Raw genomic sequence first — 13,628 nt, 5'->3', positions numbered from 1 at the left:
CCTCAAAGCTCCCCGCGAAAGGCACGATGTTGAAGAGCGGCAAAGAGATTGTCGAGGTAGGTCTGCCGTTTGGCACCGATGGTCAATCGGGCATGCACCTCGTCGGCGAACTCCCCAAAGTTGGCTTGCTCTTCCGGCTCCACGGCGGGAACTGGCAACGTCTGGAGCTTAGACCAGTAGACTGCCCAGACGCTGGTGGTTCCGCTCTTTCGCTGTTCAAGCTGCTGACGGCCCTTACTGGAGCGTAGATAGGAGTCGAGGAACCGTGAATTCCAACCGTCTCGGAGGCGAATGCGCATGATATTGTTGTTGAAGACCACGGCGCCACTTCCACGATAAACGGCACTCTTGCCTACTAACTCGCGTGAGTTACGGGTGTTGAACAGCAAGTCGCCCTCGACAACCGCATAGCGCGACAACTCTTCCGCACTTGCTTCAGTGTTCTGGACCTTCTCCGGCAGGTAGGCGCCATCTGTAGAGATTGCATCCATGCGAACGTAAGGGATGGCAAAGGTGCGCCCGAACTCCTCGCTTCCTCGAACGAGACCGATGAGTGTGTCAACTACAACTTCCCCTAGCGGCTGCCAGGAATGGGGCGCCGAGAAGCGGTGCTCAAATTCTGCTGCGACAATGGATCGCAACTGGCACTGAAATGAGCTTTGCTTACGGCAGAGATCTTCCGCCTTGTCGAGGATTGCCGCGATCCGCTTCTGCTCGGGCAGCGGAGGTAATGGAACGCCGAACTTCGCCAGCGCCTTTGGGCTGAGCCTCGGTAGGTTGGCGCCCGTTGCACGGGATGCCGCATAGCCGACCATTGAGGGCTGCCGCAGAAAGTGCGCTAGATACTGTCGATTGACCTCTTCGCCTGGACGGAGGGGTACAATGTCGGTGCTGCAGATCCCGGCAAAATCCGGCAGCGCAATCTTTGCCAGATAGGGGCGGAGCTTGCCGTAGAGGATATGGTCCGAACTGAAGCGGAACTTAGTGCTCGCGAGTTCACCGCTAGCCACTTGCTGCCGCGACAGGATTCGGCCGCCCTGCTCGATATGCTCGAGGCCGAGGTAAGGGGTGCCGGGCAAAATCTCCTCGGGCGCGACTCCATCACGTTCGATCTCGGCGATATCGCCCAGCGGAACGATTGGCCAGCTCACGCAAGCATCTCCTCAAGCCGCGTCAGCCCTGCGGCAATCTCACCCTCCAGCTTGCGCAGTTCGGCAAGGATTATCTCCGGTCGGTCGTGCTCGACCCGATCGTGCTCAACCTCCTTGTAGCGGTTGATCGACAGGTCATAGTCCGCCGCTGCAATCTCATCGCGTGAGACCGTGAAGCTCTGCGCAGTGCGAGGACGGCTCCGTTCGATGCCATCGCGAACAGCCCAGCGGGCAAGGACGTCGGGTAGGTTGTTCTTTGCTAGCTCTTCATCGGCCAGGGGTCGCGTCGGGCATGGACCCTGTAGTTCCTCGGGCAGGAGGTCATTTCGCTTATCGTCCAGTGACTTACCGTCAGCCGTCATGTCGTAATACCAAACATGATCGGTGCCCCCGCGACCTGTCTTGGTGAAGATCAAGATGGCAGTGGAAACGCCGGCATATGGTCGAAATACGCCTGCCGGAAGGCTGATGACGGCCTCAACCTTGTGATCATCGACCAGCGTGTGGCGTATACGTTTGTGCGCGGTTGAGCTGCCGAACAGCACCCCATCGGGCACGATCACCGCGGCTCGGCCGCCGGTCTTCAGCATTCGCAGGAACAGCGCCAGAAATAGAAGCTCAGTCTTTTTAGTTTTGACCACCCGCTGCAGGTCCTTGGCGCAGCTCTCATGATCTAGGCTGCCAGCGAAGGGTGGATTGGCAAGGATCAGGGAATAAGACCCGGCATCGTCCCCTGAGTCCTCGGCCAAGCTGTCCCGATAAGAAATCCGTGGCTCCTCGATACCGTGCAGCATCAAGTTCATCGCGCCGATGCGGAGCATCGTCTCGTCAAAATCGAAGCCGGTGAAAGCCTTTGTCTCGAAGTGATCCCGAAGCTTGGCGTCACGGAAGATCTCCGGATGGGTGGCGCGAAGGTATTCCGCTGCCACCATCAGGAACCCCGCAGTGCCAGCCGCCGGGTCGCAGATGGTGTCGGTGGGCTTGGGTGCCATCATGCGGACCATCAGCTCGATGATGTGGCGGGGTGTCCTGAATTGCCCGTTCTCACCCGCCGAGGCGATCATCGAGAGGAGGTATTCGTAGATGTCGCCCTTCGTGTCGCGATCATCCATCGGAATGGCGTCGAGGCCCTGCACCAGCTTGTCGAGCAACGCCGGCCGGGTGAAAGCCAGTCGGGCACCCTTCATGTGGGCGGCCATGACAGACTCCGCGCCGCCAAGCGTGCGGACGAATGGGAAGACGTGGCTGTCGAGGATCTCGAACATGCGCTCCGGCTTCTCGTTCTTGAACCGCGACCAGCGCATTAGCTCGTAGGGGCAACCGCCATCGCGAAAGCCAGGCGTTTCCAGCCCGTCCTTGCCGTCTGGGAAGATGCGGCGAGCGACGTCGCGGCCGAGAGCCACCGCCTTGGCTTCTTCCCGCGACTGGATTTCATCGAGCCGGCGGATGAAGAGAAGATAGGTCAACTGCTCGACGCCGGTCAGCGGGTTCGACACACCCCCGGACCAGAGGGCGTCACGAAGACGGTCGACCTGACTACGGATTTCGCGATTAAGCATACAGAGAATGGTCCTGTTTGTCGGGGTTCATGCCCCAGAGTTTCGCCCAGATTCGGCGTTGGTAGCTGCCGATCGAGGCAAGCCGCTCTGCGACTTCTTCTCGTTCCTGCGTAACCTGGTCGAGGACCTTGCCTACCGCCGCCAGCTGGGCTGCGGGAAGCACGGGTATCTCCATCTTGCGAAGATCGTTCATGGAGAGAGTCCGGACTGTCGATCCGCCCGCAAGTCGCTCGAGCCCTCTCCGTACCCAAGGCGCCGTCAAAACCGCGTTGAGGATTTCAGGCGAGGGAATGTGCGGATTGGGACGGTACCGGATGATGGCAAGACTTTGAGAAATGATCCACGGCTCCTCATCCTCTGGGCTCGGAGCCGCTTCGGGCACCATCCCGCAAATTCCGACGTTGCCTTTGATGCTCACGAGGATGTCGCCGGGCCTCACACCCACGTTCCTGGCACGTTGAGCCTCGTCGGCCGAGAAGGCCACTGTTCTCCGAGGCTTCCCGACAAAGCCGCCCTGGATATCGCCAGGAGCAAGCTCGAGGCAGACCAGCGCTGGCTCACCTTCGGCTTCATGCGTAGGCCGCGGAGCCTTCCCCCGCTCGATGGTTGCAACGTCCGTCAGCGCCACTTGAGGAAGCTCAGCAACCGCATCCTGAATGGTCTGCAGGGCCTTTGGCCGCACATAGCGGTCCGGCATCAGGACGAAGTTGTTCGCGGCGATCGTGTCTGTCGGGACCATGGCCGACCGATCTTCGTGATCCCGCATTTGCGGCCAGTCTTGGAGGTGCTGGATCAACAGTCGCTCCTGGATCTTCCCGGTGGTCTGAGACCGCATGTTGCGACCGTCGAGGAAGCGAACTGGCTTCCCGCCCTTGCTCTCGCGGACGCGAACCAAGGAGGTGGAGATCCCTTGGGATCGCCCGAACACGCCGGCGGGAAGGCTTTCAACTTCGACGGCAGCCGTCTCGACGAGATCACGCCTCACATCCGCTTCGCTGCGGCTGTCCCTGAAGAGAAACCCATCAGGAACAATGGTAAGGAACGTCTTGCGTGCGAAACGGCGAAGACGCTGAACTTGCAATGCCTCAATGGAAACGACTGTCTCGTCGATGTTGCGCACGCGTTGTCCGAATGGAGAAACCGAGATGAGGTGATCGACCTCCTCAAGAGGAGGCCGGTCACGGCTGGCAACCTCGGATTGGACCGGAGCGAATGACCCATCCAGTGGATTCCGCCGATCGACCAGCAAGTCTCTTCCGGACGCCGCCGCAAACATCGAGAAAAGGCGGGCGGTGTCTGGATCGCCCGCGTAGAACTTCACATGGCGGCGCTCCGAGAGAGCCCAAGCGATGGTGGCGGTGGGTCCGAAGGTGCAAGCACAATTACCTGCGGCTGGGAGCGCCAGAACATCAAGCATTGCCGCTGCTATGGCCACCGGCATTCCGATGACAGGCCCCCTGTAGCTCGCCGCTTCGAGCAATGCGTCGAGCTCCGCATCCCAGTCCATGGGACCTGCCGTGGATTCCAGCAGCGCTTCCACGCTCCCATCAAGGCTGTCAAAAAGCTCGTAAGGAGCCGAGGGATGTCGCAGCCACTCCCTTGCCGAGGCCAGACCGTCAGCATCGTCTCGAGGGCGCAGGCTGCCAGCCACTTCGGCAAGTAGGCCGCGTGTGCTCCCGGCTTGCTGGAAGGTCACGCCAATCGAACTTGCAAGGCCGAGGCCTGCGGCTAGCAGCACCGCCTCGTCGCCGCTCAAGCCGTGTCGCCACGCAAGGTGGGCGATCTGCGCTGAAAAGGGTCTGATCATCGAGTGCAGCCGTTCCGAAGGGCATAGGTGGTGATCTGCCGACCGTCGATCTCGACCACTGCGACTCCACCCTTGTCGAGCGCCTTGAGCATCTTTGCCCGAAGACCGTCCAGCGACCGAACCGCGTTCTTCAACGCCTTGCGGTCAAGTACGAGGCGATCGCCGTTCCAATCCCCGAACTGGGCTACGAGGGCGACGATGTCGCCGACGATCCCGCGCTGGTTCATCCGTTCCTGCATGTGTCGTGTCATCGTCTTATCTCCTGACACCTCGATATCAGACGATGAGACGACTCTTGCAAGGATTATTTTATGATATCTTCCCGGGGTGCGTTTTCTTAGTTTGGGCTTCCTTGGTGCGCCAGGCCGCCTCAGCCGTGGCTGCCCGGAAGCCACGGAGCACGAAGGCAGCGAAGAGGTCGATGTCTCGGGTGGCAAGGACCTGGAGCAGTGTCGGTGGGGCGGCCTGCCGCGCCAACCAGGCGTTGAGCTTGGCGAAGATCACGTCGTCGGCGGTATTGCGCTCTTTAAGCAGGTAACGGCCGTTTAGCGTGTCGACAACGTTGTGGTCGGCGATCGTCTCGACAGGGCTGACGATTAGCGACGTCGTGATGTAGGTGCCCTCGCGAAAGTGTCCTTTTCGGTCGCCGGACACCTTGCCTGCTAGGAAGCGCCGGCCATCCGGCAATTCGCAGATGATCCAGTTCCTGAGGGTCGCGTCGTGCATGTCTTGGTTTGTCATTCTTTTCCTTCGGCATCATTGCCGAAGCACCTTCTCCTCCAGCCTCTTGCTTGACGCGGAAGCTGCGGCATCCCGCCGATGCCGCCGCTCCTTCCTAGAAGTTGAAATCGTCGAGGCCGCGTGCCGGATACGCGTGGCGCGGCGGCTCCGGGACGTTCACAAACGCGGCAAGGCTCGGGTACTCGCTGGCGTTCTGGGCCGCCCAGATGGAGAACTCCCGCCAGCGTGCGCGAGCGAAGCCAGGCTCCTGAACCTTGCCCCAGAACAGGCTGGCCAGCCAGCAGCCCACCACATCGGTCTGGCAGTAGCGCTTCAGGGCAGCCCAATCCTCTTGGGCGACGAGCTCGGCGACGCTGGCGGTCGGCTCCTGCTTCACCGGGATGCCGAACGGCGCGCAGAGCTGGGCGAGACTGACGGGCGCCGCATCGCGCTTCAGGTTGTCGAACAGGTCGACATGCTTGCCCACCCGCGACCGGTTCTGGAGATCGATGAGGCGAGGTACGTGCGCTTCATGGACCATCGCACGGGTAAGCAGGACCGGCAGGTCGAAACGGCACCCGTTGAAGCTCACCACGACGCTGGCGTCATCCACCGCCGCCTCAAGCGACATGATGATGCCGCGTTCGCTCATCCCTCCGCGCGAGAAGCTCTCCAGAGCGTAGAGATGCTGCCCCGAGGCGCTTGTCGTGACAGACAAGGCGCTGGCGCACACGATGCGGTGCAGGGGGAACGGGGCGAACTCGTCCATAGGAACATAGCTGCAGCGCTCGGCAGCCTCTTCGTCGAGGACGGTTTCGATGTCGATAATAACGGTCTTCATGGAATACTCTTCTTTGGATTGGAGGTGCGCGCCAGCTCCCCCGTTTGTCGGCTCGGCGGGGGAGAATGGCGGCAGGGAGGACGGGGTCAGGCGAGCTTTGCGAGCCAAGCCGCCCATTCGGCAGCGAGGATGGCCTTCGGCGGGCCCTTCAGCAGATCGGTGAAGCCTAGAAAGTTGCTGTCGTGAAGCTCGCGGCTAAAGATCAGCATGTGGACGTGCGGCTTACCTTCCACATAACCGCTGAGCCCCGGCTGATGCTGGACCAGAACCACGGCAAGGCGCCGCTCAACGCAGAGCTTGGTCCAGGCGAACGAGCGAGCCGTTTCGAATTGAGCATGGAACGTGTCGGCCCGCGAAAACCGCACCGTGAACAGGATCATCAGGTCCCGTTGGCCCGGAAGGCGCTGGCTCTCGTAGCGTTCCGTTAATGCGCGAACGTCCAGTAGCATGCCGGTAGCGCTCGGGGGGATCATGGGTTCATGACGAACACAGCTGGACAGGCCACCATGCAGCATGACCCGGCGTTCGATCACCTCATGGGTGCGATTGAGCTTGCCGTTGAATTCACCCTCAATGACCCCGCCGGCAACATCGACGGACACCTTGGTGCGGTCGGCCTGGTAGTCGCTCATGGCTCAGGCCCCCGCGCCGAGAAGCAAGGGAGCAGCGGGCAGGCTGCCGGTTGTAACCGCGAGCGTGTAAGTGATGGTAGTAGACAAGGGCGTATCCTCTTGGGGATGGATCGCTCCTCAAACCCAAACTTCTTTCATACGTCCGGGCGGAGCAATTCCTTGCCCCTTCTTCATTGGCTCTTCTTCGCTTCGGTCGCTGAATGTCCGAATGTGGCCGGAAGCGGAACGGCAGCTTCTGGGCAAGGAAGCACTTAAGTCGACGATCGTACAGTTAGCGCTGAAGTACGGAGGAACTCAGTCCTGACATTCAGGCTCAGAGGCTTTGCTCAAAAACAAACGTTCAATCACAAGCGACCGACAAGGAAAATGCGGGTTCGCCGATCTTGTACTGTCGCCAAACAAAGGTGCATTGCACCGTGCAGATGTCATGCATCAGGCTGCGAGCGATTCTTCGAGTAGATGGCAGCTAGGATGAGCAGGAAGGCCGAAAGGCGGATCAGGTAGATCCAGCTGCGTTCTTCGGCCGGGAAGCCGCCGAGCGTCAATAAAGCTTGCGCGAGACCGAGAAGCGCGAAGGCGCCCGCGAATGAGGCAAACAAGCCATCACCGGTCTGACGCCAGAAGCGCAGGAAGAAGACGGCCGCGATCAAGAACCCGCCCGCAAGCATGCCCGCGAGGAAGTCGTACAGGGTCATGCCTCCTCCCCAAGGTCCCAGATGAACCCGAACAGGAGAATGGCGACCCCAGCGAGAGAGGTAAGCAGACGCTCGAGGCGAAGGTCGATGCCAGGCCCGGGCAGAACAACGAGGTCGATCACCAGCAGCAGGTTGTTGAATGCCAGAAAGGCAAAGCAGAGCGAGCTCCACAGCAACAGGCGGGCTCGGCTTCGCCGGTAGCTGCGGCCAAGCAGAAAGGCGCAGGCGCTGCTGGTGGCGAAGCAGAGCAGATAGACGAACGTGGCAGCCAGATCGTTCACGTCAGTCCTTCCTGAAACGGAATGCATCGGCAAAGGCGGTGAGCCCGGGGGCTGCACCCGCGACGATCAAGCGGCGAACCGCGTCCGGCTTGCGCCCGTAAAGCTCTTCGGTCCGCTGAACCAGTGACGCAAGCTCTGGAGTTGCCGGATGATAGATTGCTCGCCCTTGCTCATCGAGAATGACGAGGCCCACCGCGACAAGCCAGTCGAGCGCCTGCTGGACGATCAGCTCGCTTCCGCAAAGCGCGGCGATCAACTCTTCCCGGCCATAGGCGCCCGGACGGCGCTTCAGGAACAGCAGAAGCTCCAACGACCAAACCGAGCGGAAGCTGGTCGAGATGAAACGCTTGAGACCTTCGTCTGCAGGCATTGAAAAGAAATCGGCCCTTCTCGTACACGCTGGGGAGCCGCTAGCAGCGGCAGCGGCTTCCCGCCAACCCTCCGAGCCATTCTTTCAGACTAACATATTTCACCGCGCGTTAGCGAAAATTGGTATTATGAGGCCCGTTCGCGGCTGGGGCGCGCCTTGGCCGGTGCTGGCAGTATCTCCGACGGAGTAGAGAGTGAACGTTCAAGCCCCTCGCGACTTTCTTGATCGCCGCCAGCTTGTCACCGCCCTCCGTGCGCTCAGGCGCGGCGACTTCACCGTTCGTATGCCCGAAGATGCCGATGGAGCGGACGCGGAGATCGCGGCTCTCTTCAACGAGGTCGTCTCGCTGAACCAGGAGATGGCGCAGGAATTCCAGCGTCTTTCCCAGGTCGTCGGCAAGGAAGGCAAGATCAATCAGCGCGGGCGGGTCAAGAACGCCCGCGGCGGCTGGGACACCGCCATCAGCTCGGTCAACGAGCTGATCGAGGACATGGTCCAGCCGACCGCCGAAGTTTCCCGCGTCATCGGCGCGGTGGCCAAGGGCGACCTGTCGCAGACCATGACGGTCGAGATCGACGGGCGGCCTCTACGCGGCGAATTCCTGCGCATCGGCAAGGTGGTGAACACCATGGTCGAGCAGCTCGGCTCCTTCTCGGCGGAAGTGACTCGCGTGGCCCGCGAAGTCGGTACGGAAGGCAAGCTCGGCGGTCAGGCCAACGTGCGCGGCGTCGCCGGTACCTGGAAGGACCTTACCGACAATGTGAACGCCATGGCTACCAATCTGACGGGCCAGGTGCGTAACATCGCCGAGGTGACCACCGCCGTGGCCCGCGGCGACTTGTCAAAGAAGATCACGGTGGAGGTGAAAGGCGAGATCCTGGAGCTGAAGAACACCATCAACACCATGGTGGACCAGCTCAACGGTTTCGCGTCCGAAGTGACGCGCGTGGCGCGCGAGGTCGGCACGGAGGGCAAGCTCGGGGGTCAGGCACGCGTGGAAGGCGTCGCCGGCACGTGGAAGGACCTCACTGACAACGTGAACCTGATGGCCGACAATCTGACCGGCCAGGTCCGCAACATCGCTGAAGTGACCACCGCCGTCGCCAAGGGCGACCTTTCCAAGAAGATCACCGTCGACGTGCGCGGCGAAATCCTGGAGCTCAAGAACACCATCAACACGATGGTCGATCAGCTGAACGGCTTCGCGTCCGAGGTCACGCGCGTGGCCCGCGAGGTGGGCACCGAGGGAAAGCTTGGCGGCCAGGCACAGGTGCCGGGCGTCGCGGGCACCTGGGCCGACCTCACCAACAACGTGAACCTGATGGCGGCCAACCTGACCGGCCAGGTGCGCAACATCGCCGAAGTGACGACCGCCGTGGCGCGCGGCGACCTTTCCAAGAAGATCACCGTCGACGTGCGCGGCGAGATCCTCGAGCTGAAGAACACCATCAACACGATGGTGGACCAGCTGAACGGCTTCGCGTCCGAAGTGACCCGCGTGGCCCGCGAAGTAGGCTCGGAAGGAAAGCTCGGCGGCCAGGCGCAGGTGCCTGGGGTCGGTGGCACCTGGGCCGACTTGACCGACAGCGTGAACCTGATGGCCGGCAACCTCACCGGCCAGGTGCGCAACATCGCCGAGGTGACCACCGCTGTGGCGAAGGGCGATCTGTCCAAGAAGATCACGGTCGACGTGAAGGGCGAAATTCTCGAGCTGAAGAACACCATCAACACCATGGTGGACCAGCTCAACTCCTTCGCGTCCGAAGTGACCCGCGTGGCACGCGAAGTGGGTTCGGAAGGAAAGCTCGGCGGCCAGGCGCAGGTCGAAGGCGTGGCAGGCACCTGGGCCGACCTCACCGACAGCGTGAACCTGATGGCCGGCAATCTGACCGGTCAGGTCCGCAACATCGCCGAAGTGACCACCGCCGTGGCTCGCGGCGACTTGTCGAAGAAGATCACTGTCGACGTGAAGGGCGAGATCCTCGAGCTGAAGGACACCATCAACGTGATGGTCGACCAGCTCAATGGCTTTGCTTCCGAAGTGACGCGCGTCGCCCGCGAAGTGGGCACGGAGGGCAAGCTCGGCGGCCAGGCGCAGGTCCCGGGCGTCGGCGGCACTTGGAAGGACCTTACCGATAACGTCAACGCCATGGCCGCGAACCTGACCGGTCAGGTCCGCAACATCGCGGAAGTGACCACCGCCGTGGCGCTGGGCGATCTTTCCAAGAAGATCACCGTCGACGTGAAGGGCGAGATCCTCGAGCTCAAGAACACCATCAACACGATGGTCGACCAGCTCAACAGCTTCGCCTCCGAAGTGACCCGCGTGGCCCGCGAAGTGGGTACGGAAGGGAAGCTCGGCGGCCAGGCGCAGGTGCGCGGCGTCGCCGGCACTTGGAAGGACCTCACCGACAACGTCAACCTCATGGCCGATAACCTTACCGGCCAGGTGCGCAACATCGCCGACGTGACCACCGCTGTCGCCCGCGGCGACTTGTCGCGCAAGATCACGGTGGACGTGAAGGGCGAGATCCTCGCGCTCAAGAACACCATCAACGTGATGGTCGATCAGCTGAACGGCTTCGCGTCCGAAGTGACCCGCGTGGCCCGCGAAGTCGGTACGGAGGGCAAGCTCGGCGGTCAGGCGCAGGTGCCGGGCGTCGGCGGGACGTGGAAGGACCTGACCGACAACGTCAACTTGATGGCGACCAACCTTACCAACCAGGTGCGCGGTATTGCCGACGTCGTGACGGCGGTGGCGCAGGGCAACCTCAAGCGAAAGCTGACGGTGGACGCCAAGGGCGAGATCGCGGCGCTCGCGGAAACGATCAACTTCATGATCGACACGCTGGCGACCTTTGCCGATCAGGTGACCAACATGGCCCGCGAGGTCGGCATCGAGGGTAAGCTCGGCGGCCAGGCCCGAGTGCCGGGCGCCGCCGGCCTGTGGCGCGACCTGACCGACAACGTGAACCAGCTTGCCGCCAACCTGACCAACCAGGTGCGCTCGATCGCCGACGTGGCGACGGCCGTGACCAAGGGCGACTTATCGCGCTCCATCGCCGTTGAAGCCTCGGGCGAAATGGCCGCGCTCAAGGACAACATCAACGAGATGATCCGCAACCTCAAGGAACAGACCTTGAAGAATGCGGAGCAGGATTGGCTCAAGACCAACCTCGCGCGCTTCAGCCGCATGCTGCAGGGTGAACGCGACATGGCAACGGTGTCGAACCTCATCATGTCGGAACTCGCGCCGCTGGTGAATGCGCAATATGGCGTGTTCTACGTCGCCAAGCGCGAGGACGAGGAGACCAAGCTCGAGCTGGTCGCCAGCTATGGCGCGGAAGGGCCGGACCACCTGCGCAAGGAATTCAGCCTTCGCGAAGGTCTCGTTGGCCAGGCAGCGGCGGACAAGCGGCCGATCCTCCTTAAGGATGTGCCACCCGACTTCATCCGCATCGGTTCGGGCCTGGGCCATGCGACTCCGGCGAACGTGAACATCCTTCCCGCCTTGTTCGAGGACGACGTCAAGGCGGTGATCGAGCTCGCCTCGTTCAACGAGTTCAACGAAACTCACCAGAGCTTCCTCGATCAGCTGATGGAATCGGTCGGTATCGTGCTCAACACGATCGCTGCGACCATGCGCACCGAGGGCCTCCTGAAGCAGTCGCAGCTGCTGACCCAGGAGCTTCAGGCGCGCCAGACCGAGCTCACGACCAAGCAGGAAGAGCTGCACGCGACCAACGAGGAGCTGCAGGAGAAGGCGCAGCTGCTGGAGAACGAGAAGAAGCAGGTCGAAGCCAAGAATATCGAAATCGACATGGCCCGCCGCGCCATCGAGGAGAAGGCGGAGCAGCTGGCGCTCACCTCCAAGTACAAGTCGGAGTTCCTGGCCAACATGAGCCACGAGCTGCGAACCCCGCTGAACTCGCTCCTCATCCTTTCCAAGCTGCTGGCCGACAACCAGCAGGGCAACCTCAACGACAAGCAGGTCGAGTTCGCTCGGACCATCCACTCCGCCGGTTCGGACCTGCTGAGCCTTATCAACGACATCCTCGATCTGTCGAAGATCGAGTCCGGTACGGTCAGCATCGAGGTCGGCGAACTGCCGATGTCGAGCCTCAAGCAGCATATGGAGCGCACGTTCCGCCAGCTCGCGGCGGACAAGAACCTCGACTTCAACGTCAATTTCGATGACTCGCTGCCCGAGGCGATCCGCACCGACGAGAAGCGGCTCCAGCAGGTCGTGCTCAACCTGCTATCCAACGCCTTCAAGTTCACGGCGCGCGGCAGCGTCACCCTCGATGTTCGTGCGGCGACGGGTGGCTGGAGCGCCAACCACCCAGTACTGCGGCAGGGCGAGCGAGCCATCGAAATTGCCGTGACCGACACGGGTATCGGCATTCCGGAGGACAAGCAAAAGCTGATCTTCGAGGCGTTCCAGCAGGCGGACGGCACCACCAGTCGGAAGTATGGTGGTACCGGTCTTGGCCTGTCGATCAGCCGTGAAATCGCCCGCTTGCTCGGCGGTGAGCTGCAAGTTCGCTCTAAGCCGGGCGAAGGGTCGACCTTTACTCTGTTCGTGCCGATGGCTGCCGTCCAATTGCCGTCGACCCAGGGCGGAAGCAGCGCTCGCTACGAGAATAGCGGGGCCAGCGTGCCGACAGCGCTGCCGGCACCCTTTGAGGTGCAGGACGATCGCGACACACTCGGCAACGATCCTTTCGTGCTGATCGTCGAGGATGACCCGACCTTTGCCGCCATTCTGCTCGACCTAGCTCGGGAGAACGGCCTGAAGGGGGTGGTCTCCACCGCCGGTGCCGGGAGTCTGGCCATGGCCCGCAAGCTCAAGCCGAATGCAATCACGCTGGACTTGGGCCTGAGCGACATCGACGGCTTCGTGCTGCTCGACCTCCTGAAGCATGATCCGGATACCCGCGACTTGCCGATCCACGTCATCTCGGGTGCGGATCGGCGGGAATCGGCCAAGTCGCTCGGCGCTCTTGGCGTCACCGAGAAGCCAGCCAATCAGGAAGAACTTAGCGGGGTATTCCGCGACCTTCTTGCCAAAGCCAAGAAGCCGAAGAAGCGCTCTGCTCCTCCGAACAACCTTGGCGCGGCGCCTCAGGAGGGACCGCAGCTGGCCGGCACGAAGATGCTCATCGTCGACGACGATATCCGTAACATCTTCTCGCTCACCAGCGTGCTCGAGAGCCACGGTGTGGAGGTTCTTCACGCCGAACGTGGGAGGGAGGGCATCGCCATTCTTGAGCGGACGCCGGACATCGACGCGGCGCTGATCGACATCATGATGCCGGAAATGGACGGCTATGAGACGATGCAGCAGATCCGGGCCCGACCGCAGCTTGCCGACGTAGCGCTGATCGCGGTGACGGCGAAGGCGATGAAGGGCGACCGGCAGAAGTGCCTGAACGCAGGCGCATCCGACTACATCGCCAAGCCCGTCGATATCGAGCTTCTGCTCGCGCTGCTCCGCGTGTGGGTCGCGCGCGGCCGGGAGGTCGCACCGAACAGTGATCAGGTGGTCGAGGCAGCCGAGTGAATTTGCCCC

General features: G+C 61.9%; 11 protein-coding genes. 1 reads left to right on the top strand and 10 read right to left on the bottom strand.

What is annotated here, in order from left to right; translation table 11 throughout:
- Positions 1 to 2: 2 nt before the first annotated feature.
- The 10 genes from V6R86_RS01630 to V6R86_RS01585 all read right to left on the bottom strand — a co-directional run bounded on the left by V6R86_RS01630 (position 3) and on the right by V6R86_RS01585 (position 8,056).
- Positions 3 to 1,151: a restriction endonuclease subunit S gene (locus tag V6R86_RS01630; protein ID WP_338501464.1), complete on the bottom strand. Its 1,149-nt coding sequence runs from the start codon at positions 1,149 to 1,151 to the stop codon at positions 3 to 5.
- Positions 1,148 to 2,710 (bottom strand): class I SAM-dependent DNA methyltransferase, encoded by a 1,563-nt coding sequence (locus tag V6R86_RS01625; protein WP_338501463.1) that lies wholly within the window; start codon positions 2,708 to 2,710, stop codon positions 1,148 to 1,150. Before V6R86_RS01625 ends, V6R86_RS01630 begins: the two co-directional genes overlap by 4 nt.
- Positions 2,703 to 4,517: an N-6 DNA methylase gene (locus V6R86_RS01620; RefSeq protein ID WP_338501461.1), complete on the bottom strand. Its 1,815-nt coding sequence runs from the start codon at positions 4,515 to 4,517 to the stop codon at positions 2,703 to 2,705. The genes V6R86_RS01625 and V6R86_RS01620 overlap by 8 nt, the downstream gene beginning before the upstream one ends.
- Positions 4,514 to 4,768 (bottom strand): hypothetical protein, encoded by a 255-nt coding sequence (locus V6R86_RS01615; protein ID WP_338501459.1) that lies wholly within the window; start codon positions 4,766 to 4,768, stop codon positions 4,514 to 4,516. Before V6R86_RS01615 ends, V6R86_RS01620 begins: the two co-directional genes overlap by 4 nt.
- Positions 4,769 to 4,826: 58 nt before the next feature.
- On the bottom strand, positions 4,827 to 5,243 hold the full coding sequence (locus tag V6R86_RS01610; RefSeq protein WP_338501457.1) for a hypothetical protein: 417 nt from the start codon (positions 5,241 to 5,243) through the stop codon (positions 4,827 to 4,829).
- 109 nt (positions 5,244 to 5,352) lie between these two features.
- Positions 5,353 to 6,078: a ribonuclease H-like domain-containing protein gene (locus V6R86_RS01605; RefSeq protein WP_338501455.1), complete on the bottom strand. Its 726-nt coding sequence runs from the start codon at positions 6,076 to 6,078 to the stop codon at positions 5,353 to 5,355.
- Between the two features lie 86 nt (positions 6,079 to 6,164).
- Complete coding sequence (locus V6R86_RS01600) at positions 6,165 to 6,710, bottom strand: hypothetical protein (RefSeq protein ID WP_338501453.1); 546 nt, start codon at positions 6,708 to 6,710, stop codon at positions 6,165 to 6,167.
- Positions 6,711 to 7,135: 425 nt separating this feature from the next.
- On the bottom strand, positions 7,136 to 7,405 hold the full coding sequence (locus V6R86_RS01595; protein WP_338501451.1) for a DUF5985 family protein: 270 nt from the start codon (positions 7,403 to 7,405) through the stop codon (positions 7,136 to 7,138).
- Positions 7,402 to 7,686, bottom strand: coding sequence for a DUF5985 family protein (locus V6R86_RS01590; RefSeq protein ID WP_338501449.1), 285 nt, complete (start codon positions 7,684 to 7,686; stop codon positions 7,402 to 7,404). The genes V6R86_RS01595 and V6R86_RS01590 overlap by 4 nt, the downstream gene beginning before the upstream one ends.
- A 1-nt stretch (position 7,687) precedes the next feature.
- Complete coding sequence (locus tag V6R86_RS01585) at positions 7,688 to 8,056, bottom strand: hypothetical protein (RefSeq protein ID WP_338501447.1); 369 nt, start codon at positions 8,054 to 8,056, stop codon at positions 7,688 to 7,690.
- A gap of 193 nt (positions 8,057 to 8,249) precedes the next feature.
- Here V6R86_RS01585 and V6R86_RS01580 point away from each other — a divergent pair, with 193 nt between their 5' ends.
- Positions 8,250 to 13,619: a HAMP domain-containing protein gene (locus V6R86_RS01580; RefSeq protein WP_338501445.1), complete on the top strand. Its 5,370-nt coding sequence runs from the start codon at positions 8,250 to 8,252 to the stop codon at positions 13,617 to 13,619.
- The last annotated feature ends 9 nt before the right edge of the window (positions 13,620 to 13,628 follow it).

The organism is Sphingomonas kaistensis (genome assembly GCF_036884275.1).
Lineage (GTDB): Bacteria > Pseudomonadota > Alphaproteobacteria > Sphingomonadales > Sphingomonadaceae > Sphingomicrobium > Sphingomicrobium kaistense_A.
This window is presented reverse-complemented; position numbering and strand designations above follow the sequence as displayed.